This window comes from Bacteroides muris (ex Afrizal et al. 2022) (genome assembly GCF_004793475.1).
Classification (GTDB): Bacteria; Bacteroidota; Bacteroidia; order Bacteroidales; family Bacteroidaceae; genus Bacteroides; species Bacteroides muris.
The window spans coordinates 1-22,368 of the sequence record NZ_SRYZ01000011.1; the positions used below are offsets into that span (position 1 = coordinate 1).

General features: G+C 46.9%; 20 protein-coding genes and 1 tRNA gene. 15 read left to right on the forward strand and 6 right to left on the reverse strand.

Going from position 1 to position 22,368, the window contains the following annotated elements:
- The 6 genes from E5355_RS19645 to E5355_RS06910 form a co-directional block, all read left to right on the forward strand.
- On the forward strand, window positions 1–293 hold a 293-nt coding region (locus E5355_RS19645), incomplete at its 5' end, for a hypothetical protein (protein WP_210434521.1).
- A gap of 93 nt (window positions 294–386) precedes the next feature.
- On the forward strand, window positions 387–1,244 hold the full coding sequence (locus E5355_RS06890) for an ATP-binding cassette domain-containing protein (RefSeq protein ID WP_136009721.1): 858 nt from the start codon (window positions 387–389) through the stop codon (window positions 1,242–1,244).
- Window positions 1,241–2,086 (forward strand): hypothetical protein, encoded by an 846-nt coding sequence (locus E5355_RS06895; RefSeq protein ID WP_136009722.1) that lies wholly within the window; start codon window positions 1,241–1,243, stop codon window positions 2,084–2,086. Before E5355_RS06890 ends, E5355_RS06895 begins: the two co-directional genes overlap by 4 nt.
- Window positions 2,087–2,090: 4 nt before the next feature.
- On the forward strand, window positions 2,091–2,459 hold the full coding sequence (locus E5355_RS06900; protein ID WP_136009723.1) for a GntR family transcriptional regulator: 369 nt from the start codon (window positions 2,091–2,093) through the stop codon (window positions 2,457–2,459).
- An 18-nt stretch (window positions 2,460–2,477) separates the two neighbouring features.
- Window positions 2,478–3,308, forward strand: a complete 831-nt coding sequence (locus E5355_RS06905; protein WP_136009724.1) for a hypothetical protein — start codon at window positions 2,478–2,480, stop codon at window positions 3,306–3,308.
- Between the two features lie 127 nt (window positions 3,309–3,435).
- The gene (locus E5355_RS06910) at window positions 3,436–4,746 is read left to right on the forward strand and encodes an anaerobic C4-dicarboxylate transporter family protein (RefSeq protein WP_136009725.1); all 1,311 of its coding nucleotides are present in this window, start codon (window positions 3,436–3,438) and stop codon (window positions 4,744–4,746) included.
- A 934-nt stretch (window positions 4,747–5,680) separates the two neighbouring features.
- Here E5355_RS06910 and E5355_RS06915 read toward each other — a convergent pair.
- Window positions 5,681–6,115, reverse strand: coding sequence for a hypothetical protein (locus tag E5355_RS06915; RefSeq protein ID WP_246866898.1), 435 nt, complete (start codon window positions 6,113–6,115; stop codon window positions 5,681–5,683).
- 189 nt (window positions 6,116–6,304) lie between these two features.
- Here E5355_RS06915 and E5355_RS06920 point away from each other — a divergent pair, with 189 nt between their 5' ends.
- The gene (locus tag E5355_RS06920; RefSeq protein WP_136009726.1) at window positions 6,305–7,852 is read left to right on the forward strand and encodes a sulfatase family protein; all 1,548 of its coding nucleotides are present in this window, start codon (window positions 6,305–6,307) and stop codon (window positions 7,850–7,852) included.
- Window positions 7,853–8,029: 177 nt separating this feature from the next.
- Here E5355_RS06920 and E5355_RS06925 read toward each other — a convergent pair.
- Window positions 8,030–8,102 (reverse strand) — tRNA-Met (locus E5355_RS06925).
- Between the two features lie 237 nt (window positions 8,103–8,339).
- On the opposite strand from E5355_RS06925, the gene E5355_RS06930 reads away from it, so the two are divergent.
- The 4 genes from E5355_RS06930 to E5355_RS06945 all read left to right on the forward strand — a co-directional run bounded on the left by E5355_RS06930 (window position 8,340) and on the right by E5355_RS06945 (window position 13,010).
- Complete coding sequence (locus E5355_RS06930) at window positions 8,340–8,924, forward strand: TetR/AcrR family transcriptional regulator (protein WP_136009727.1); 585 nt, start codon at window positions 8,340–8,342, stop codon at window positions 8,922–8,924.
- A gap of 31 nt (window positions 8,925–8,955) precedes the next feature.
- Window positions 8,956–9,702: a 3-oxoacyl-[acyl-carrier-protein] reductase gene (gene fabG / locus E5355_RS06935; RefSeq protein WP_005828602.1), complete on the forward strand. Its 747-nt coding sequence runs from the start codon at window positions 8,956–8,958 to the stop codon at window positions 9,700–9,702.
- 88 nt (window positions 9,703–9,790) lie between these two features.
- The gene (locus E5355_RS06940) at window positions 9,791–10,462 is read left to right on the forward strand and encodes an RluA family pseudouridine synthase (protein WP_136009728.1); all 672 of its coding nucleotides are present in this window, start codon (window positions 9,791–9,793) and stop codon (window positions 10,460–10,462) included.
- Window positions 10,463–10,472: 10 nt separating this feature from the next.
- Window positions 10,473–13,010 carry an alpha/beta hydrolase family protein gene (locus E5355_RS06945; RefSeq protein WP_136009729.1) on the forward strand — a complete coding sequence of 846 codons (2,538 nt, stop codon included), beginning with the start codon at window positions 10,473–10,475 and terminating at the stop codon, window positions 13,008–13,010.
- Window positions 13,011–13,242: 232 nt separating this feature from the next.
- Here the strand turns inward: E5355_RS06945 and E5355_RS06950 are convergent, their stop codons facing one another.
- Together E5355_RS06950 and E5355_RS06955 are read right to left on the reverse strand one after the other, a co-directional pair.
- Entirely contained in the window at window positions 13,243–13,425 is a 183-nt protein-coding gene (locus E5355_RS06950) for a hypothetical protein (protein WP_136009730.1), read from the reverse strand.
- 223 nt (window positions 13,426–13,648) lie between these two features.
- Window positions 13,649–14,992, reverse strand: coding sequence for a sigma-54-dependent transcriptional regulator (locus tag E5355_RS06955; protein WP_136009731.1), 1,344 nt, complete (start codon window positions 14,990–14,992; stop codon window positions 13,649–13,651).
- A 93-nt stretch (window positions 14,993–15,085) separates the two neighbouring features.
- Here E5355_RS06955 and E5355_RS06960 point away from each other — a divergent pair, with 93 nt between their 5' ends.
- From E5355_RS06960 to E5355_RS06975, 4 genes are read left to right on the forward strand one after another with little or no spacing between them, the layout of a single operon-like run.
- Window positions 15,086–15,925, forward strand: a complete 840-nt coding sequence (locus E5355_RS06960; protein WP_136009732.1) for a peptidylprolyl isomerase — start codon at window positions 15,086–15,088, stop codon at window positions 15,923–15,925.
- 24 nt (window positions 15,926–15,949) lie between these two features.
- Window positions 15,950–17,188, forward strand: coding sequence for a M16 family metallopeptidase (locus E5355_RS06965; protein WP_136009733.1), 1,239 nt, complete (start codon window positions 15,950–15,952; stop codon window positions 17,186–17,188).
- A 1-nt stretch (window position 17,189) separates the two neighbouring features.
- The gene (locus tag E5355_RS06970) at window positions 17,190–18,533 is read left to right on the forward strand and encodes an MATE family efflux transporter (RefSeq protein WP_136009734.1); all 1,344 of its coding nucleotides are present in this window, start codon (window positions 17,190–17,192) and stop codon (window positions 18,531–18,533) included.
- A gap of 5 nt (window positions 18,534–18,538) precedes the next feature.
- Complete coding sequence (locus E5355_RS06975; RefSeq protein WP_136009735.1) at window positions 18,539–20,884, forward strand: hybrid sensor histidine kinase/response regulator; 2,346 nt, start codon at window positions 18,539–18,541, stop codon at window positions 20,882–20,884.
- A 14-nt stretch (window positions 20,885–20,898) separates the two neighbouring features.
- On the opposite strand, the gene E5355_RS06980 is transcribed toward E5355_RS06975, so the two are convergent.
- Window positions 20,899–22,017: a BF3164 family lipoprotein gene (locus E5355_RS06980; protein WP_136009736.1), complete on the reverse strand. Its 1,119-nt coding sequence runs from the start codon at window positions 22,015–22,017 to the stop codon at window positions 20,899–20,901.
- Between the two features lies 1 nt (window position 22,018).
- The gene (locus tag E5355_RS06985; RefSeq protein WP_136009737.1) at window positions 22,019–22,273 is read right to left on the reverse strand and encodes an NVEALA domain-containing protein; all 255 of its coding nucleotides are present in this window, start codon (window positions 22,271–22,273) and stop codon (window positions 22,019–22,021) included.
- Window positions 22,274–22,368 lie beyond the last annotated feature (95 nt).

Genomic DNA, 22,368 nt, shown 5'->3' on the forward strand with positions numbered 1-22,368 from the left:
TCGCCGTTTTAGAGGAAGCCCCCGAGTCAGAAATGACGAGGGGGCTTTTGCTTTTTCCACATCACACATCACACATCCTTGTCATTGTGCCTATTATATATATTGGTCAACTCTATAGCCAAGTCGTAGACCGATTTCAGTTCGGGATAATGTTCGAATATGATTTCCGCACGTATTCTTTGGAAGTCAGTCCATTTACTAATGTACTGCTGGCGATTTTAGTCTGCTTGTTCTCTTTTTCCATTTCTTTCTTTTTGCCTTCTTTTTGTATTCTTGGAGGAATATTTCTGTGAAAGCACTTGTTATATTGAAAAGAAGCGCTACATTTGTAGTGTACTACTGTGCTAGTACACATAATTGCTGAAAATCATTAAATCATTCAAGTTATGCTACAAGCAAAAAATGTTTCGTTTGGTTATCACAGAAGGAGAAAAGAAGTCCTGAGTGATTTCTCGCTTTCGCTGAAAACGGGCAAAGTGTATGGGCTGTTGGGGAAGAATGGAGTGGGCAAATCCACGTTGCTCTATCTGATGAGCGGTTTGTTGACTCCCAAACGGGGGAGAGTGATGTATCGTGGTACCGATGTGCGCCGCCGGTTGCCTGCCACGTTGCAGGACATGTTTTTGGTGCCCGAGGAGTTCGATCTTCCATCGGTGTCCTTGGTCAGTTACATCGAACTGAACAGCCGGTTCTATCCCCGTTTCAGCAAAGAAGACATGGTGCGGTATCTTCATCTTTTCGAGATGGATATGGATGCTCATTTGGGCGCATTATCCATGGGACAGAAGAAGAAAGTCTTCATGAGTTTTGCCTTGGCCACCAATACATCTCTGCTGCTGATGGACGAGCCTACCAACGGACTTGACATTCCGGGCAAGAGCCAGTTCCGCAAGTTTCTGGCATCGGGCATTTCCGAGGAGAAGACGATTGTCATCTCCACGCACCAGATACGCGATATAGACAAAGTGTTAGACCATGTGTTGATAATGGACAACAGCCATGTGCTGCTTGACGAATCCATCTCCGGCATTTGCAACAAACTGTTGTTTATGGAGAGCGACGACCGGGAATTGGCCAAGCGTGCGCTCTATGCACTCCCTTCCGTGCAAGGCAATTACCTGATGCTGCCCAATACGGAAGAGGCTGAAACGGAAATCAACCTTGAACTGCTGTTTGGAGCCACGCTTTCGGTTCCCGAAAAGATAGCAGAAATGTTCCACCCCCAAATGAATGAACCGAGATGAAGATACACGATACTTTTTTTAGTTTGCACCGTTTCGCCAACGTATGTCGCAAGGAGATAATCGAGAATTGGAAGTCCCTGCTGCTCCGCATGCTGCTGATGTATGGTGGGCTTACCGTTGTTCTGGTCTGGAATGCCTATTATGAATATGGCAGGTGGCAGGATGTACTCCAGATGCAGGATAGGATAGAGCAGGATATCTGGACTTTCGGAACCGTCATTTTCATGATAGGCATGGGCGTTATGGGATGCCTCAGTGCATCGTTCATGATGGAAGGCATGAAGACGAAGAACGGTCGGTTGGGCGTGCTGATGACGCCTGCCACCATGTTCGAGAAGTTTTTTGCCCGATGGCTGGTGTTTACCTTTGGTTTCTTGCTGGCCTATCTGGTAGCCTATAGGCTGGCCGACTGGACACGCATGCTGGTATACATGGCTGCCTATCCCGAAGCCGAGACTGTGGCACAGGTACCGTTACTTTCCCGTCTGGTGGGCGATTGTGCGGGGTATTGGACGGCTTTTCCCACCTACGAGCAGTTTATGCTTGCGCTCAGCATGTATTTCTTTTTTCAATCCTGCTTTGTGCTTGGCAGCGCTATCTGGTCTAAGAATGCCTTTGTCAAAACATTTGTGGCAGGAGTGGGCATCGTCATAGTCTATATTTTGGTGACTGTCATGATGCACAAGTTGCTGCTGGGAAACCAATATATGTGGAATATGGGCGAACCGACCGAAAATGAGTTGCTGCTTCTGACAACCTTGGTTTCTTCCTTCATGGCTTTGTTCAACTGGACAGTTGCCTATTTCCGTTTCAAAGAATCCGAAATCATTAATCGCTGGTAGTCGTATGAATTTTAAAGAGAGTAAAGCCATTTACTTGCAAATAGCGGAGCGCATTTGCGATGAAGTGCTTCTGGGGCAATACCGGAAGGAGGAACGTATCCCCTCGGTGCGCGAATATGCAGCCGTGGTAGAGGTAAATGCCAATACCGTGATGCGTTCCTACGATTACTTACAGACGCAGGGGGTGATTTATAACAAGCGCGGCATTGGCTATTTTGTGTCGGCTGATGCCCGCGAGTTGATATTCTCGTTGCGCAAGGAGTATTTTATGAAAGAAGAGTCTGATTATTTTTTCAGGCAGCTTTCCATGTTGGGCATATCAGCCGAAGAATTGGCTGATATGTACCGGAAGTTTATTAAGAAACAAAAATAAAGAAAAAGAGAAAACGTCATGAAACGAACAACGTATGTGATAATAGGAATGCTGGTTGCCGGATTGGCGGTGATATGCGGTGCCATTTTTTATGCGTCATGTCACATGGTCGGGAGGGAATCGGCCGATGCCGTTGAAATCGGTGGAGAAAGGAAAACAGTAGAACTGCCCGAATGCAGGGTAGTGAAACTACTTCACTCTTCCATTGTACGGGAAGAGCATAAGCGGACAGTGAGAGAGCCGGACAGGATTTCTTATTCACTCTGTCAGGTTCCCTTGTCGGTATCTCCGGCAGATTCCGGGCAAGGTAGCTTTTCTTATGCCGGTGATATGGATGAATTTCTCTCGATGAGTTTGGTGGGCGACACATTGCTTGTTTCCTTTGATTTCTCCCGCAAGGCGGATTTGCATTCTTTCGCTTTTGTGAAAATCAAATCGGAACAAATGGAACTGAAAATACCTTCCACTGTGCAGACGGTCTTGGTGGATGTTGATGCTGCCGCCGCTTTCTGTGATTTCCGTCGCGACTCGCTTGCTTTCCATACGCGGGGCGTTGCTTCGGTGAGAAACTGCCGGATGAACTCGCTGTCGGCTCGGGCGGTTGAATTGAAGTTCGTCAGTGGCGAGGTGCGCGATTTGCATATAGATTTGGATGAAGTGCATGCCTGGCAAGTGGTTGCCGACTCATTCCACATCGACACCGAACATTTGTCGGGTAGTCGCGAACATTGGAATTCACTGCAAGTCGGTGAATGTCGGCAGGTGCTTTGGACACCTGTCGGGGAGGAAGCTTCTCTGCATTTGAATTTGAAACAGGCTGCGAAATTGGAAATAGGTGAACAACCGTAGTACGAATACATTATCTTTGACCGGAAAACGAAAACAGGCTGCATCGAATACAGAACTTTTTCATGCAGGCATGAAAGTTCTGTATTCAGTTTGCATTATCTTTGCAGGAAATCAAAAGAAGTAGGGTATGGTCTTGCAATTGTTATTTGTATTGGTGGCTATCATTATCGGTGCCCGTCTGGGCGGCATCGGACTAGGGGTAATGGGAGGGATAGGCTTGGCTGTCCTGACGTTCGGTTTTGGCTTGCAGCCCACATCGCCTCCCATTGACGTCATGCTGATGATAGCCGCTGTTATTTCTGCCGCATCCTGCATGCAGGCCGCCGGAGGACTGGACTATATGGTGAGGCTGGCTGAGCGGTTGTTGCGGAAGAATCCCTCGCAGGTCACCATCCTAAGTCCCATCGTCACCTATCTCTTCACCTTGGTTGCAGGTACGGGACATGTGGCCTATTCGCTACTACCTGTGATAGCCGAGGTGGCTACCGAAACAAAGATACGCCCGGAAAGGCCGCTGGGCATTGCGGTGATTGCTTCGCAGCAGGCCATAACGGCAAGTCCCATTTCGGCTGCCACCGTTGCCTTGCTCGGGTTGCTGACTGGATTTGACGTTACCTTGTTCGATATTCTGAAAATAACAGTTCCGGCTACCATTATCGGGGTGCTTGTGGGTGCCTTGTTTTCTATGAAGGTGGGCAAGGACCTTGCGGACGATCCGGAATATAGGAAGCGGTTATCCGAAGGTTGTCTGACCGCTGCGAAGGTGGAGATAAGGGATATACATAACAAGCGGCATGCTGTTCTGTCCGTCCTCATCTTCTTCCTTGCCACTGTTTTTATCGTGTTCTTCGGTTCGTTCGACAGTTTACGACCTGCCTTCGTGATAGACGGAGAAACGGTGAAGCTCGGCATGTCTGCCATCATCGAAATCGTGATGCTTTCTGCTGCCGCCCTCATCTTGCTGCTGACCCGTACCGACGGTATGAAGGCAACACAAGGTTCCGTATTCCCTGCAGGCATGCAGGCGGTGATTGCCATATTCGGCATTGCCTGGATGGGAGATACTTTTCTTCAGGGAAACGTGCTCCAGCTGACCCAGTCCATCGAAGGAGTGGTGAGGCAGATGCCGTGGCTGTTCGGTATAGCCTTGTTTGTCATGTCGATTCTGCTTTATAGCCAGGCTGCTACTGTGCGTGCGCTTATGCCTTTAGGCATCGCTTTGGGCATTTCGCCTCTGGTACTGATTGCCCTGTTTCCCGCGGTAAACGGTTATTTCTTTATTCCCAATTACCCCACTGTGATAGCGGCTATCAATTTCGACCGTACCGGAACAACCCGCATCGGCAAGTATGTACTGAATCATTCGTTCATGCTGCCCGGACTTATTTCGACTGGGGTTGCCATCGGGCTGGGATTGTTCTTTATCAGGATGTTTTGACGGAAACCGATTCTTTTGAAGGGAATCCTTCCGTAATTTTGTAGATTTACTCTGAGCCTTTTGGAGTATATCCCTATCTTTCCTCTAAAAAAACAAAGAAGCTCACCTCTCTCTTTCTGCTTGGGGATAGATATGATTTATTAGGCCCACATTATCCCGGGAGACTTCCTGTTTTTGAAGTCTCCCACAAAGACACGGTCCTTTTCATCAATAAAGTTTAAGTTTATGCCGCTTCATCTGCAAGCGTTCCTCATGATATTGGCGCAGGATATCACGATTGGTATCGGTTACAAAACCATGAGTTATTCCAAACAACAATCCAATAGATACTCATACTCTCAAGGGACACTTCACAAACATGATGGGAAACAAGCAAATCACGTAGTTTATCCAACTACCAAAAACAGAATCAATTTTTGAGCCGTTTTTATACAAGATATATATATAAATACTATCTTTGTGAACATCAAGACCACATTCATAAGAAGCCAATTTATAGCTTAATTACTGGAGACCTAAAGATAAGAAAAAATGTGTACCAAGAGTACAAATAAGGCTAAGGAGAAGGAGGTGGTGTTGTTTTTTTATGCGACTGGCATAAAATCTAAAGGATTTTGCGTAAGTTTGTAATATCTGTTACTTATGCGAATCAGTAGTTGAACTCTGATTCATTGTTTTAATAAATAAATGCGATGGCAATTTTCTCCATCGTATGTACCAAAAGTCCGAATGTAAATCAGATTTTCATCGTTCTTTGAGTATTTGTTTTCTCATTTAGCCGGTTGAAAAACGATTCTATGGGTTGTCTGACCTTTGAAACGGCAATAGAAAATAGGTCTCTGTCTGCTTTCTGTCTTTGCGTAATAATCGGATTCTCTCCTTTTATAACTTTAGTGGGAGTCAGTATGTTTACACTTTTTTTGCTGTTTATTTCCTAAAAATGCGAAGTCTGAGTATACTTATCGGCAAATATATCTCTGTTTATCAGACCATCATCTGCTTCTCTTTTAAGAACTGTCAGATTATTCTCCTGTGCGGATGATAAGATAATCATTTTCAGTAGCCATTTCCTCTGTTTTGTCTTTCCTGCACAAGTAGTGATGGGCATGGAGTCAATAAGTGATGTCATAGAATCGCAATCTATTGGTTTAAAGAAAGTAAGCAGCAGCTTCACCAGTTCGTTAATCGCCTCACTCATCAGGTTTAACCGATAGTTGGGAAGGTTAGGAAACCAGGAAAGCAAATATGCTTTGGTAAATGTATGTATCTCGTTGATGCTAAAATAGCGCTGTACAGTAAGTAGCTCCTGATTGGTGTAGAACTTCAGTGAAGACTCGTAAACATCGCAGATATACATATATATATTCATAAGTTTTAACTCTTTCTACTTGGGAATCATAATTAGAATAATGAGTGTTTTTTATTCTTATAATTTGTTGATTAACAAGGAGATTAAGAGATGAGTATATGAGGGATTGAATAATAACAATTTATAAACTGAATCAGTAAGTGATTTCAAATACTGATTCGCATTACTTACAAAATAATGGTATTTTATATGAAAAAAAAACACTATGGAATGCTTTCTCTAGCTGTAGCTTCATACCTGACAGCTTATGCGGAAAATGGAAAGCAGAATACGGACAAACCGAATGTGATTCTTATTTATGCTGATGATTTGGGATATGGTGACTTGGAATGTTATGGGGCAAAAAATGTGCAAACCCCTAATGTTAATCGCTTGGCATCCAAAGGTATCCGGTTTACCAACGCACATGCCACCGCTGCCACCAGTACCCCGTCCAGATATTCCATGCTGACAGGAGAATACGCATGGCGTAAACCGGGAACAGACGTTGCGGTAGGAAATGCGGGAATGATTATACGTCCCGAACAGTACACCATAGCAGATATGTTTAAAAGTTCCGGTTATGCCACAGGAGCATTTGGTAAATGGCATTTGGGGTTAGGTGACAAAACTGGGCAACAAGATTGGAATGCTCCTCTTTCCGCCTCTTTGGGCGATTTAGGATTCGATTACTCTTATATTATGGCTGCCACGGCCGACCGGGTTCCTTGTGTATTTATTGAAAATGGCCAAGTTGCCAATTACGATCCTTCCGCTCCGATAGAAGTGAGCTATGTAAAAAATTTCCCCGGTGAGCCTACCGGTAAAGACAACCCCGAACTGTTGTACAATCTCAAACCAAGCCACGGACATGATATGTCCATTGTAAACGGTATCAGCCGGATCGGTTATATGAAAGGGGGGGGGAAAGCATTGTGGAAAGATGAAAATATAGCTGATTCCATTACTACACATGCCATTGAGTTTATCAAGCAACATAAGGACGAGCCTTTCTTTATGTATTTCGCTACGAATGATGTGCATGTTCCCCGTTTTCCACATGAGCGTTTTCGTGGTAAAAACAAGATGGGGTTGCGTGGTGATGCTATCGCACAGTTTGACTGGAGTGTAGGTCGGTTGTTGGAAACCCTTGACGAAATGGGGCTGACCGGGAATACATTGATTATCCTTTCCAGTGACAATGGTCCGGTGGTAGATGACGGATACGATGACAAAGCGGAAGAATTACTGAACGGTCACGAACCTACCGGTGGTTTGCGAGGGGGGAAATATAGTGCATTCGAAGGAGGTACTCGCGTTCCTGTAATTGTGCATTGGCCCCAGGCCGTCGGCAAGCCTGGGGTTAGCGATGTTCTTATTTCACAAATAGACTGGTTGGCATCATTGGCTTCTTTAGTGAATGCTCGTATTCCGAAAGGAAGTGCTCCCGACAGTTACAACCGCCTGGGTAACTTGTTGGGCCAAGACAAGACAGATCGTCCATGGGTTATTGAGCAAGCCGCTAACCACACTTTGTCTGTACGTACCAAAGACTGGAAATTCATTGAAGGAGGTGACGGACCGGAAATGATACCTTGGGGGCCGAAAATTGAAACTGGATATTTGGGTACTCCTCAATTATATGATATGAAGCAAGTAGGCGAAAAAAAGAATGTGGCAACACAATATCCTGAGAAAGTGTTCGAACTGGAAAAGATATTGAGAAAAGTACGAGACAGAAGTATAAAGATGAAGTAAAGTATATCGGAGAATCTGGTTTGCTTTTAATCGGTAGATACCCTCATGGTCGTTAGGCTATGAGGGTATCTGTTTTATACGTATTTCCATAAAAAATCTGCAAACTGCCCCTGTCTTGTCCGACCTTTTAAAAAAAGAGGATAAAAAGCTTACATCAGCTATTTATCCTCATTATAGTTGCGGAGATCCGACTCGAACGAATGACCTTTGGGTTATGAGCCCAACGAGCTACCAACTGCTCCACTCCGCGATGTTATCGTTTTGTGAGTGCAAAGGTACGGCTTTTTATTTAATATGCAAATAAAATGCATGATAATTTTGAGATTAAGTAGGCTTTCCTGGATAATGTGCTGATAAATAGAATGATAGTAAGCCTGCTTTTTTCTTTCTTTTTAGAGCTATTTGTTAATAAAATGAATGTTTTCTTGTAAGATATGCGGAAATGTCTTACTTTTGCTCAAATAATAAAGCAATGTGCAATTAATTTATGACCGTATCTAAAACAAAAGCTAAATTAGTGGACGTTGCCCGTCAGCTGTTTGCAAAGATGGGTGTTGAAAATACCACGATGAATGATATTGCCCTCGCTTCAAAGAAAGGTAGGAGAACACTCTATACCTATTTCAAGAGCAAGGAAGATATTTACTTGGCTGTTGTTGAGTCGGAGCTGGATATTCTCTCGGATATGATGAAGCGTGTGGTGGAGAAGGATGTTCAGCCGGACGAGAAACTGATGGAAATGATTTATACCCATCTGGATGCAGTGAAGGAGGTTGTTTTTCGGAACGGTACCCTTCGTGCCAATTTCTTTCGGGATATTTGGAGAGTGGAGAAAGTGCGCAAACGTTTTGACGCCAAGGAAACCCAACTTTTCAAGGAGGTCTTGCGTGAAGGCATGGAGAAAGGTGTTTTCCAGATAGACGATTTGGATATGACTGCTGAGATTGTGCATTACAGTGTCAAAGGCATTGAAACACCTTATATTCGTGGCCATATAGGAGCCAATCTGGAGGATGAGGTGCGGGATGCTTACGTTACCCGTCTGGTGCTTGGCGCGTTGGGGAAGAAGTAAGAATACATTTTATAAATAATTTAAAAATAATATGGGATTATTAGATGGAAAAACAGCCATTGTGACGGGTGCAGCACGTGGCATCGGCAAGGCTATCGCTTTGAAGTTCGCTCAAGAAGGAGCAAATATTGCATTCACTGACTTGGTGATTGATGAAAATGCTGAGGCTACAGCAAAGGAACTGGAAGCTTTGGGAGTAAAGGCAAAGGCATATGCCTCCAACGCGGCAAACTTTGAAGACACAGCCAATGTAGTGGCAGAAATCCATAAGGACTTTGGTCGCATCGATATTCTGGTAAACAATGCCGGTATCACACGCGACGGCCTGATGATGCGCATGAGCGAACAGCAATGGGATATGGTTATCAATGTCAACCTCAAATCGGCATTCAACTTTATCCATGCCTGCACCCCTATCATGATGCGGCAGAAGGCAGGTAGCATTATCAATATGGCATCTGTGGTAGGTGTTCACGGCAATGCCGGCCAGGCCAACTATTCTGCTTCCAAAGCCGGTATGATTGCTTTGGCCAAGTCTATCGCACAGGAACTGGGTTCTCGCGGTATCCGTGCCAATGCCATTGCTCCGGGCTTCATCATGACAGCCATGACCGATGCCTTGTCCGAAGAAGTGAAGGCTGAATGGTGCAAGAAGATTCCTTTGCGTCGTGGCGGTACACCCGAAGACGTGGCAAACATTGCTACCTTCCTGGCTTCTGACATGTCTTCGTACGTGTCCGGTCAGGTAATTCAGGTAGATGGTGGTATGAATATGTAGAATGACAAGCAAATTGAGGGATTAAGAATTGAAAGGTACAATCTACTTTCATTCTTTAATTCTGTCATTATTAATTTTTGAAATAACGATGACTGTCGTATACGAAGACAATCATATCATTATAGTCAACAAGACCGCTTCCGAGATAGTTCAGGGAGACAAAACGGGTGATACACCGCTTTCGGAAACTGTAAAGCAGTACCTGAAAGAGAAGTACAGCAAGCCCGGAAATGTCTTTATCGGTGTCACCCACCGACTGGACCGCCCCGTGAGCGGTCTTGTTGTTTTTGCCAAGACCGGTAAGGCACTATCGCGTCTGAATGAGATGTTCAAGAACAGCGAGGTGAAGAAGACTTATTGGGCAGTGGTGAAGAACCTGCCTCGCGAAGAAGAAGGGGAGCTGGTGAATTATTTGGTACGCAACGAGAAACAGAACAAGAGTTATGCCTACGACAAGGAGGTGCCGGGCAGCAAGAAAGCGATTTTGCGCTATCGGATTATCGGGCGGTCGCAGAACTATTATCTGTTGGAAGTAGACCTGAAAACCGGACGTCATCATCAGATACGCTGTCAGTTGGCAAAGATGGGTTCTCCTATCAAGGGCGACTTGAAGTATGGTTCGCCCCGCTCCAACCCCGACGGCAGCATCTGTCTGCATGCGCGGTCTATCCGTTTTGTGCATCCGGTGTCCAAAGAACTGATAGAAGTGGAGGCGCCTGTTCCTCCCGGAAATTTATGGAATGGTTTTGAAACGATTTAATCTTACTGTAATGAAGAAAATCATAGTTTTGTCGGGCTTGCTGCTCCTTGCGGGATTGGCTGCCCAAGCTCAGGAAAGGATTGCTGAGTATAATGTGCGTCCTGCCGTTACGGTGCGCACCCCCCTCCAAGGCGATAGTATCAACTTCAAAGGAGATAAGTTTACTGTCGGTAATCTTTTGAAGACGAAGGTCAACCTCGGCTTCGACGGATGTCAGTACGAACGTATGGCGGCTGATACGGCCGGATATGTCGCTGTGGCAAAGGCGGATAAGGACAATCTGTTCTATCTGTTTGCCACCAATCTGCGTGCCGAGCGTTTCATGAAGGGCAAGCTGAATGTATATTCCCCTGCCCGTTTTGAGGTGTTTGTAAACGGTGAATCCAAACAGGTCAAGGAGACGGCAGAGGACAGCTTGTCGCAGGTTCGTCCTACGGCCGTGAGTCTGCGCATGAATCCCGAAGCAGATTATGAGATTGTTATCAAGTTGCTTTCAAGCGCGGACGACAAGATGCAGCCGATGCTGAAATGCGAATTTGAAAAGGAAGAAGACTTTACCGATGTAGCCTGTCAGATAGCACCGGACATGAAGAGACGCTTTTCTTTGTTCAACACCAATTTCGGTTCCCGAGTGAGCTGGGTTTCTCTTTCGCCCAACGGCAAGTACCTGCTGACCCGCTATTCGGACAGTTACGACGTGAAACGTTTCAGAACCCGTTGTGAACTGACCGAGGTGAAGACCGGCCGGGTGATACTGCCCAATGCCAATGAAGGGATGAAGTGGATGCCCAACAGCAACAAGCTTTACTATACGGTTATGGGTGAGAAGCAGAACGACCTGGTTGTGTTCGACCCTGCTACGATGCGTGAAGAAGTGCTGCTGAAGAATGTCCCGGAAGGATATTTTAGCTGGTCTCCTACGGAAGAATACCTTATCTATATGCTCACGGACGAGGGCGAAAAGGTGAGTGGCCCGTTGAAACGTCTCTTGCATCCGGACGACCGTATCCCCAATTCTCGCAACCGTTATTATCTCATGAAATACGATGTGGCGACGGGACTTTCCGAGCGTCTGACCTATGGTAACCGCAACGTCTATCTGAATGATATTTCTCCGGATGGCAAGAAACTGTTGTGCAGCACTTCCAAGCCAGACATCACTCGATGTCCTTTCTCTCTCTCTTCTCTTTTCGAGATTGATCTGGCCACCTTGCAGGCAGATACACTGGTGGCTTGGGATGCCTATCTGGGAGGAGCTTCCTATTCTCCGGACGGCAAACAGCTTCTGGTGACCGGCAGTCCGTCCGCTTTCGGAGGCATCGGCAAGAACTGTGGTGAACATCCTATTGCCAATGACTTTGATACCCAAGCCTTCATTATGGATCTGGCTACAAAGAAAGTGCAAGCCATCACGCGCGATTTCAATCCTACGGTGTCTCTCGTGCAGTGGAACCGTGTGGACGGATGTATCTATTTCGATACGACCGATGGAGATTGCAGTCATATCTATCGTTATGTTCCGAAGACGGGTGGCTTTGAGATGCTGCCGCTTGAAGAGGATGTGATTACTTCCTTCACGCTGGCCGATGACAATCCGGTTGTGGCTGCCTATGTGGGCGGAGGAAACGCTAGCACGGGCGTAGCTTACACGTACGACACGAAGAAAAAAGTTTCCACCCTGCTTGCCAATCCCATGAAGCCCATCCTCGATAAGATTGAGCTGGGACAGATGGAAGAGTGGAACTTTACAGCTTCGGACGGTACGGAGATAAAGGGAATGATTTGCTTGCCGCCGTCTTTCGACCCGAACAAGAAGTATCCGCTTATCGTGTACTATTATGGAGGAACGACTCCTACGACCCGCGGCATTACTTCTCCGTACTCTGCACAGTTGTTTGCATCACGCGACTATGTGGTTTATGTTATCCAGCCCAGTGGTGCCATCGGGTATGGCCAGGAGTTCTCTGCACGCCACGTCAATGCTTGGGGTGAGCGTACGGCCGATGAAATTATTGAAGGCACGAAGAAGTTCTGTGCAGCCCATCCGTTTGTCAACGATAAACGTATCGGATGCTTGGGCGCCTCTTATGGAGGATTCATGACGATGTATCTGCAGACTAAGACGGATATGTTTGCTGCCGCAGCCTCACATGCAGGTATCAGTAATGTGACGAGCTATTGGGGCGAAGGTTTCTGGGGATACTCCTATAACTCGGTGGCGGCTGCCGAGAGCTATCCTTGGAATAATCCCGATTTGTTTACGAAACATGGAGCGCTGTTCAATGCGGACAAGATTAAGACTCCTCTGTTGTTGCTGCATGGCACGGTAGATACGAATGTGCCTATCGGTGAAAGTATCCAGTTGTATAATGCGCTGAAGATATTGGGCAAGCCGGTGGAATTCATTACCGTGGACGGTGAGAATCATTTTGTGTCTGATTATGCAAAGCGTGAATTGTGGCACAATTCAATCATGGCTTGGTTTGCCCGCTGGTTGCAGGATAGTCCGGCATGGTGGAATGACCTTTATCCGGAAAGGAACTGGTAATACTTTATCTCTACTTTACCTATCGTAAAGCGGCACTTTATCACCGATAAAGTGCCGCTTTATTAGTGATAAAGCAATACTTTACTGGTAATAAAGTGCCGCTTTATGATGGGTAAAGTGAATATAAAGTGATTTCTGTCTGATAATAAGTATCTTACTGTGATGAAATGAAAAAGCCGTTTCCCAGAATAGACAAGGAGGAAACGGCTTTTTTGTTGTAGTGTGCTTACTGTTATTCGGCCACTTTTGCTGTGTCTGGGACGTTCTCGGCTTTCTGCAAAGTATCCGTTATCACAGTGTCGTTAGACAAGGTTGTTGTCTTACTCGGCTGTTCTACCGGAGCCTTGGCTTGAGCCAAGAACGATCCGCCACAAACAAACATAAACAGGGCTGCTACTAATACTAATTTTTTCATAATTCATTTGCTTTAGGTTGATAATATATTGTTGTTAAGTCTAAGTGCCTGCTTGGTGTAGCGCTTGGTGCTTACGCTTAATATAGGTCAAATGATGTGCCAAAAGAAGTGCGGTTCGGTTAAGTTGTTGAAATATAACTGTATATGAATTCGAGGCACAGTATGACACAGTGTGGAAAAATGTGGAATATGTGGAGGGAGATGTGGAATTATTCCACACTTCTCAGTCCGACAAGTGATAAAGTTTCAGTTTGTTGTACAGTGTTTTGCGGTCGATTCCCAACAGTTGTGCCGCACGGCTCTTGTTGTTTCCCGTCTGCCGCAGCGCCTCGATAATCTGATGCTTCTCTGCCTCCTCGTTGCGGAGAGGAATACCGATGATGGCCGGTGCTGGTCCTTTCAGTTCGCTTAGTTCATTGATTGTAATGAATTTGCCTTGCGCCAGCAGTGTGGCACGGCGCACCATGTTCTTCATCTGGCGCAGGTTGCCCGGCCAGGGATATTCCAATAAGGCGCGTGATGCTTTATCGTCGAAGCCGGTCAGTTGCTTGTCCATTTCGCGGTTGGCCTGGTCCAGAAAGAAATTGGCAAAGAGCAGGATATCTTCACGGCGGTCTTTGAGTTGCGGCATACGCAGCGTGAATTCATTGATACGGTGGTATAAATCTTCACGGAACATCCCTTTTCCGATGGCTTGCTCCAGATTTTCGTTGGTGGCGGATACCAGACGCACGTCCACGCTTATCTCTTTGTTCGAGCCTACGGGACGTATCTTGCGCTCTTGCAAAGCACGCAGCAACTGTATTTGCACTTCATAGCTCAGGTTTCCTATTTCATCCAGAAAGATGGTACCACCGTTGGCTTCAACGAAAGCGCCCGTCTTGTCGGTCAATGCGCCGGTAAAGGCGCCCTTTATGTGACCGAAGAACTCCGAGGCGGCCAATTCTTTGGGGATAGAACCGCAATCGATGGCTACAAACGGCCGGTCGGCACGCTTGCTGAGTTGATGGATGCGGTGGGCCACGTATTCTTTGCCCGTTCCGCTGGCGCCATTGATGAGTACGGACATGTTGGTAGGTGAAACCAGTTTCACATAATTATAGAGTTGCTTGGCGGTATCGCTCTCTCCTTCTAGGTAATCGGAAGGGGGGAGGGGAGTGCTTCCTATCCCTTTAGCGGGAGTGCCTTTTGAAGAACTATGGCCGGCACGCATTTTCTGCGCTTCCTCTATTTTCTTCAATAATTCATCCGGATTTATCGGTTTGGCTATATAATCGCAGGCTCCCAGTTTCATGGATTGGACAGCCGATTGTATATCAGCGTATCCCGTCATGATGATGAGCGGTATTTGCAAATTGCGTTCGCCCAGCCATTTCAGTAAGTCAATGCCATCCTTGTCGGGCAGACGCAGGTCGGATAATATCAAGTCTACGGTTCCCGACTCAATATGTTTTTGAGCACGGGCAATGCTGCTGGCGGAGGTTACTTGGAAACCTTTTTTGCCGAGCCATGTTTTTAGCATCATGCCGTAAGTAATATCATCTTCTACGATTAATATGGATGTCATCGCTTTTGCCTTTTATCTCTTTTATGCAGGCAAAGGTAAGTGCTTTTGTCTGATTTTAGTATATTTGCAAACTTAAATTAAATAAAAAACAAAATGAAAAGAAATCTTATTGTATTATTAACTATACTGGTTTGCGGTCTGACTGCCTGCAAGCCGGGACAAAAGAAAGAAGTAGATATGGAAAAAGAAACGAAGTTGAAGATTGAGACAAGTGCGGGTGATATCATCGTGAAACTGTATAACGAAACCCCGAAACATCGTGATAACTTTATCAAGCTGGTGGAAGACGGCACGTATGAAGGTACGCTGTTCCACCGTGTCATCAAGGACTTTATGATACAGGCAGGTGACCCGGAATCGAAGAAGGCCCCGAAAGGCAAGATGCTTGGTACGGGTGATGTGGGTTATACCGTTCCTGCCGAATTCGTCTATCCGAAGTATTTTCACAAAAAAGGTGCTTTGTCGGCTGCACGTCAGGGTGATGAGGTGAATCCTGAGAAGGCATCGTCCGGTTGTCAGTTCTACATTGTGACCGGAAAGGTGTATGGTGATTCTACTTTGCTGGGTATGGAACAGCAGATGAACCAGATGCGTCTGAACAATGCTTTCAATGCATTGGCACAGAAGCACATGAAAGAAATCTACAAGATGCGCAAGAATAACGATCAGGATGGCTTGATGAACTTGCAGGATTTATTGATTGCGCAGGCCGAGGCTCAGGTTGCCAAGGAACCGGAGTTCAAATTTACTCCCGAGCAAGTAAAGGCCTATACTACTGTGGGCGGTACTCCGCATTTGGACGGTGCATATACCGTATTCGGTGAAGTGCTGGAAGGTATGGATATCGTTGATAAAATACAGAAGGTCAAGACCGACCGTAACGACCGTCCCGAAGAGGATGTGGTTATTAAAAAAGTGACTGTGATAGATTGATGATGTAATCTGTCATTCCATTTTATGAAGATAAACAAAAAGATATTTGACAACGGTCTGCGGTTGGTGCACAAAGAGGACACCAGCACGCAGATGGTTGCCTTGAATATTGTTTATGACGTGGGTGCTCGTGACGAACATCCCGGGCATACGGGCTTTGCCCATCTGTTCGAGCATCTGATGTTCGGAGGTTCGGTGCATATTCCTGATTATGATGCTCCTTTGCAACTGGCAGGTGGGGAGAATAATGCATGGACCAATAATGATATTACCAATTACTACCTGACGGTTCCGAAATCGAATGTGGAAATCGGTTTTTGGCTGGAGTCCGACCGTATGCTGGAACTGGCATTCAGTGAGCAGAGTCTTGAAGTGCAGCGTGCGGTAGTGATGGAGGAATTCAAACAACGTTGCCTCAACCAACCGTATGGCGATGTGGGGCATCTGCTTCGTCCTTTGGCCTATCAGACGCATCCTTATCGCTGGCCTACTATCGGAAAGGACCTTTCTCATATTGCCAATGCCACGCTGGATGAGGTAAAAGAATTCTTTTTCCGTTTTTATGCACCTAATAATGCGGTTTTGGCCGTTACCGGAAATATCTCGTGGGAAGAAACGGTGAGGCTGACTGAAAAGTGGTTCGCTCCCATTCCCCGTAGAAACGTGCCCGTAAGGCAATTGCCGCAAGAAGTCGCACAGACGGTGGAACGCCGACAAACGGTGGAACGGAATGTTCCTTTGGATGCATTGTTCATGGCTTATCACATGTGTAGCCGTAAGGATGCCGATTATTATGCATTCGATATTTTATCGGATGTTCTGAGCAATGGAAGTTCCAGCCGATTGACCCGCAGGCTGGTGCAGGAGCAAAAGCTCTTTTCCAGTCTCGATGCCTATATCTCCGGTACACGGGATGCCGGACTGCTGCATATCAGTGGAAAACCCTCTGCAGGCGTATCTCTGGAGCAAGCCGAGGCTGCTGTTCGGCAAGAACTGGAAGAGTTGAAATCTGGGCTTGTTGGAGAGCAGGAATTGGAGAAAGTAAAGAATAAGTTTGAATCTACACAGATATTCGGCAACATCAATTATTTGAATGTTGCTACGAACCTTGCCTGGTTTGAGCTGACCGGAGAGGCGGAAGACATAGACCGTGAAGTAGACAATTACCGTGCCGTGACGGCAGAACAGCTTCATAGGGTGGCACAGCAGACGTTCCGTGACGAAAACGGGGTTGTGCTCTATTATCAAAAAGAAAACCTTTAGTATGAGAAATTTATTTGATACGTATAAGCAACACTATAAAGCACTGCTTCTCTTGGGACTGCCCATTGTGGTGGGCCAGTTGGGAGTCATTGTACTTGGTTTTGCCGATACGCTGATGATTGGGCATCACAGCACGGAGGAGCTGGGGGCCGCTTCTTTTGTAAACAATCTGTTTACTCTATGCATTATTTTCAGTACGGGTTTCAGTTACGGGCTGACACCGATTGTAGGAGGATTTTACGGTAACCACCGTTTTGCCGAGGCCGGACAGGCGTTGCGGTGCAGTCTGGTGGCCAATGTGCTGGTGGCTTTACTGCTGACTTTCGTCATGACTGTTCTGTATTTCAATGTAGAACGGTTGGGGCAACCTGAAGAATTACTGCCTCTGATTAAGCCTTATTATCTGGTGTTGCTTGCTTCATTGGTTTTTGTCATGTTGTTCAACGGTTTCAAACAGTTTACCGACGGCATCACTGATACCAAGACGGCCATGTGGATTCTGCTTGGAGGAAATGCGCTTAACATCGTAGGAAACTATATTCTAATTAATGGCAAACTGGGTTTCCCGGAACTGGGATTGCTGGGTGCGGGTATCAGTACCTTGTTTTCCCGCATTGTAATGGTGGTGGTCTTTGCGCTGATTATGTTCCGCAGCCATCGGTTTATTCGTTATAGAATCGGTTTCATGCGGTTGGGATGGTCGACCCCGATGTTCAAGAAACTCAATGCGCTGGGCTGGCCCGTCGGCATGCAGATGGGGATGGAGACGGCTTCCTTCAGTCTGAGTGTCATCATGGTAGGCTGGTTGGGAACACTTGCTTTGGCATCGCATCAGATAATGCTTACTATCTCTCAGTTCACCTTTATGATGTATTACGGCATGGGTGCTGCGGTTGCTGTGCGTGTCAGCAACTTCAAGGGGCGGGAAGACGGACAGAATGTGCGTCGCTCGGCATATGCAGGTTTCCACATTGTCCTTTGTATGGAGGTGGTGTTGCTGAGTATCGTCTTTGCACTTCGCGGACAAGTAGGCGGATGGTTTACGGACAATGCGGAGGTTTCTGCCATGGTTGCTTCTCTTTTCTTCCCGTTCTTGATTTACCAGTTCGGTGATGGGTTGCAGATTAACTTTGCCAATGCTTTGCGCGGTATCTCGGACGTGAAGCCAATGATTATTATTGCATTTATATCCTATTTTATGATATCTTTGCCTGTAGGGTACCTTTGTGGCTTCATCTTCGGCTGGGGACTGACGGGAGTCTGGATGGCTTTTCCGTTCGGACTTACCAGTGCGGGGCTGATGCTGTGGTTGAGATTCCGTAAACAGACAAGGAACAGGGCCTGATAAGTATGAATAGTGTCTCCAAAGTAAAGATTGCCGTAGGCTACACTTTGTTGCTGGCTGTATTGTTTTTTTCCTTGTTATTCGTGCGGCGGGAAATGGAGAACCTTATTCTTACCGATGACCACAATGTACAATGGGCGGATAGTGTGCTTGCCTTGATACGAGAGAAAGATGCCAACACGATAAGAATGCTGCGTACGCTGAGTGAGGCGAGTGACAGTGTGGTATCTACCAGCGACATTGAACAGATAATTGCCCGGCAGGATTCGGTAGTGGCCCAGCAGCGTGTGCAGCATCGTATCATTACACATCGGGATACGGTTGTGACGCGTCCTAAGAAGAAGGGGTTTTTCCGTCGTTTGGGTGAAGTGTTTGTCCCCTCCAAGGAAGATACGGCTATCCAAGTAAAAACCTCCCTCGAATTTGCAACGGATACGGTGATAGAACCTTATAATCCGGCCGACTCTTTGCATGAGAAACTGCGGGCTGTGGCCCGGCAGAAGAAAGCTGTAAACACTGTTATACAGCGACGTAAACGCTATCTGCAGCGTTTGGACCATACACTGACAGCCCGCATAGACAGCTTGCTGAAAGATTATGAGACGGAAACATTGCTGCGTGCCCGGGAGGAGGACGAATATCAACAAGCGGTTCGCTACCGTTCGGCAAAGATTATCGGTGGCATTGCCGCAGGGGCGGTGGTGCTTTCCGCTTTTTTTCTTATTATCATTGGTCGCGACATAACCCGCAGCAACCGTTACCGCCGTGAACTTGAAGAGGCCCGCCGTCACGCCGAAGACCTGCTTGCTGTCCGTGAAAAACTGATGCTTGCCATTACCCATGACTTCAAAGCACCGCTCGGATCTATCATGGGCTATGCCGATCTGCTTTCCCGGCTGACGGTGGATGAGCGGCAGCGGTTTTACCTGGACAATATGAAAACCTCATCGGAGCATCTGCTGAAGCTGGTCATTGATTTGCTCGATTTCCATCGCCTTGACTTGAACAAGGCCGAAGTCAACCGGGTCACCTTTCATCCTTCCCGCCTGCTCGAAGAGATACACGTCAGTTTTGAGCCACTTACGGCTGCCAAAGAGCTGATGCTTCATTGTGACATAGCCCCCGAACTAGGAGGTACTTATATCTGCGATTCCTTGCGTCTGCGCCAGATTATTAATAATCTGCTGTCCAATGCCGTGAAGTTTACGGACCGGGGCAGTATTACCATGACGGCCCGTTACGAAGCCCGTCAACTGGTAGTTGCCATCGCTGATACTGGTAAGGGAATGGAGCCTGCCGACCGTGAACGTATCTTTCAGGAGTTCACCCGCTTGCCGGGCGCTCAGGGAAAAGAAGGATGCGGACTCGGACTTTCCATCGTCCGTATGTTGGTACAGTTGCTCGAAGGTGCGATTGAAGTGGATAGTGTACCGGGTAAGGGAAGCACTTTTACCATATATATTCCTATCTATCCCGTAAGAAGTGAAGGACATGACATTAAGGATAAAGAACCGGACTGTGCCGGCATGCAGAATGGCAATTCTTCATGCCCTATTTCTCATCCTTCACTGAAGAATGTTCTCCTTATTGATGACGACCGTATTCAGCTTACTCTTACTGCCGCCATGCTCCGGCAGAGCGGCATAAATTCTGTTTCCTGCCTGCAATTGGACGAATTGTTGGATGCTTTGCGCACGGAGACTTTTGATGCGCTGCTCACAGATGTACAGATGCCTGCCATTAATGGTTTCGACTTGCTGAAGCTGCTACGTGCCTCAAATATACCGCAAGCACAGTCCATTCCGATTATTGCCGTAACTGCCCGTAGTGACATGAAGCGTGAAGAATTTACTTCGCACGGCTTTGCCGGGTGTCTGCACAAGCCTTTTACGGTGCAGGAACTTCTTTGCGAAACGAATGCCGGAGATGCGGAAGCAGCGGCTGTTCCGATGTCTGCCGGTACGGCAAATGCCATTACCGGGACTGCGGTGCCCATTGTGAAGGCTGCTTCTGTGGTGGCAGGTTCGACCTATGACTTCGCTGCGTTGACTTCCTTTGCAGGCGATGATTTTGAAGCTGCACAATCTATTCTGGAGAGTTTTCGATCGGAGATGCGTCTCAATATCCATCGCTTGGAAGAGGCTGTTGCAGCTTGCGATATGGACGGGATGGCCGCTGTTTCCCATAAAATGATTCCCCTCTTCAAATTGTTGGGAGCCGCGGAAGTTGTGGCATTGTTAAGGCAGTTGGAAGCCGCTACGGGAACGCCTTTTACGGACGAATGGGGGACAAAGGCAGCTTTGGCACTGCGCCTGCTGGAGGAAGTGTATCGGCACATTCCGGCAGGCTGAGGGAGGCATTGCTTTCAGAAGATGTGGGGGTAACGCATCAGGACGGGTTCATACGCTTCCGATTCCGTGATGCCATAGATGAGGCTGTCGTCTTCCGTAACGGCAATGTTGACCACGAAGGGATTTAGGTGCAGCTTGTGGCACAGACGGCCTTCCCAGTCGAATACAAGAATCTCTTCGCTGAAAGCGGTTCTTTTGCCTGGACCCTTGAACTTGTCGGGCGTTTGTCCTCGGGTTATGGCACGCCGTTCGCCATGGCTCTCTCGGGATAGAAGCAGATAGATGTACCGGGATGTCACGGATACTTTGAATCCGGTCAATTGCCAATCCGGAGCTCCTTCCGGTGAGATGCCGTCTTCGCCAGGCTGATAGGTAGGATATTGGTCGAGCATGACTTTGCGGTTGATGACCCGGTTGTCTTCCAGATCGAAGATTTCGGCATAAAGCCCCTCGTCACCGCAGCCATATAGGAAGCGATTGCGGGTGGGATGTTTTTTGAGGCGTGCCGAGGAGTTGTAGATCCACTGCTTGGTCATCATCGGACTGTCGAAACCGTCGGCGGGGAAGAAACCCGCTACGTCTGTCAGCCGACCAGTAGGCAGATGCAATAGCTTGAACCAATCTTGTCTCTTATTCTTGGGATTAGGTATGACACAGGCAACAAGTACAATACTGTCGTTGACGAAGTCCGCTTTCATGAGCCATAAGGAGGCGTTTTGCCTGAAAGCAGTGACGGGATACACAGCTTTTGTGTTGAGGTTGATAAGCTGTGCACCCATGTCGTTGCCGCTATAGAGCAACATGTTGCGGGTAGGTTTGTGATAGTATATCAAGTGGGCTTCTGCCAGTTCTGTGGGGCCTGCTCCCCGTGCACCGTAGCGTTGGGTGAGGCAGGCGCTGTCGGCGGTCAGCCTGTAGGTCTCAAAGAAGTGTTGTTCTTTGGAAACTTCTATGATAATCTCGTTAGCATCGGCGTCGATTACTGCATAACCGTTTTGTAGAGAGTCGGTCGGCACTGCAACTCCTTCAAGATAAAACGTGGTGGTCCCGTCTGATGTGCGACGGGAACACGACATTGTCAATGCCCCCGTCAGAATCAGGACAAGGAGGAGGAAGGGGAACGTGCGTTTCATGTTATTGGGATTTGGTCATGTCTTTAATGATGATGTGTCGCCAGATACCGTCAGATCCTTCTGTCAGAAACTTACATTCTGCGTTTTCCTTTTCTGAACAAGGTATTTTGACCGGTTTGTCTCCTTCTGTGTTGGCAAGTGCTTCAATATTTGCTAATTGGAGGTCTGTAAGTTGCGCTAAATCCATATTGCGATGTCTTAAATAGCTGAAGGATATAGCCGCTGCTGCAAACATGGTAATAATAATTTTTTTCATAATCTATTCGCTTTTAAGTTTGGTTTTAATGGCTTATCCCGCAAATCTAATGATATTTTTTTAAAATGCGACAAATGTTACTCTTTTCGCAACGT